Annotated in this window: 1 protein-coding gene; it reads right to left on the reverse strand. The window is 74.0% G+C overall.

The window, feature by feature from the left end; all coding sequences use genetic code 11:
- Positions 1 to 971: Acg family FMN-binding oxidoreductase (locus LFA75_RS23690; protein WP_225236171.1), on the reverse strand; the 971-nt coding region annotated here is incomplete at its 3' end.
- Positions 972 to 1,325 lie beyond the last annotated feature (354 nt).

The following is a 1,325-nucleotide window of genomic DNA, read 5'->3' on the forward strand; positions in this document are numbered from 1 at the left end:
TGCCCGACCCGGAGCAGGCTCTGCGGCCAGGACCCCCAGGACACCTGGGTCCGGAGGGCCTGCCGGGTCTGCGGGTCCTCCAGGACCTGGGTCAGCGGGCTGGCCACCCACCCGGTCCGGGTCAGCTCGAGCAGCACCCGCTGAAGGGCCTCACCCGAACGCAGCCAGGCCGCCTCGTCGTCGTCGACCGTGGTGAGCAGCAACAGCCCCACCTCGGCGCCGTCCCCGCTGGAGGGCGGCAGCCCGCCGTCCCCGCGGGTGTCGAAGTCCCGGCCCGGGAGGTCCTCCCGGGCCGCGCCCACCACCCGGGCGACGGCGGTCGGCACGATCCCGTCGCCGGCCGACGGTGGCCGGTTGGTCCACCGGCGCAGTTCGGCCCGGTACGCCGGGTCCTGGTGCTGGCGGCCGTCGGCCAGCTGCGACAGCCGGGCCAGCAGCCGGTGCTGCTCGCCCCCGGTGATCGGCAGCAGGTCGGCGCCCTCGGCGACGGCTGCGGCCCGGAGGACCTGCTGCTCGGCCAGGTCCGGCCCGTCGCCGCCGAAGCTGCGTCGGTTGGTGTGCCGGGCGGTCACCGCGGTGCCGAGAGCTGCCAGTGCAGCGTCGGCCGGACCGTCGGTCAGCTCCACGACGGCGAGCAGGTCGGGGTCTGCCGGGTCGGGCAGCCGTCGCGTGGTGGTCGCCCAGCCGTGCGAGGCGACCGCGACCCGCGCGGTGAGCAGCGCGGCACCGACGCTCTGGACGAGTGCGCGACCTGTCGGGTCGACGGCGCCGAGCTGGCGGGTCCGGTCGACGCGGACGTCGAGCTTCCGCGGGTGGTCAGCGGGGTGGATGCGGAAGGACCAGGGCTGGGTGTTGTGCACCGACGGTGCGAGCACGGCGCGGTCGACGGCGTCGGTCAGGATGCTGGCTGCCCACGCGTCGAAGGACTCGTCGACGGCGGACACCGCGGTGGTGCGGGCGAACTCGGCCATGGTGGCTCCTGCCGTGGGGAGTTCCAGCCTGGGCCCGTGGGCGACCACCTGGTCGGGGTCGGCGGACCCGGACCCGCTGCCGAAGGTCCCGTCCCGGGACCTGGGGCCCTACCGGCGAGGGCACTCCGGCCGCGTCCACCCGGCGGCCGGGGCACGACGCTGGTCGTTGTCCCCCGGTCCGGCCGGTCGCCACGCCCCAGGAGCACCCGTGTCCGCTGCATCCCCTGTCTCTCATTCACCTCTGACGCTGCCGACCATACTCATCTCTTTGTCTTTCCTGCTGCATGTCTTTCCTACGAGTAACCATGTCTCACCTTCGGTGCTGTCTCTACCACACACGCTCGTCACCCTTAT

Origin of the sequence: Klenkia terrae (genome assembly GCF_900491935.1) — a bacterium.
GTDB lineage: Bacteria > Actinomycetota > Actinomycetes > Mycobacteriales > Geodermatophilaceae > Klenkia > Klenkia terrae.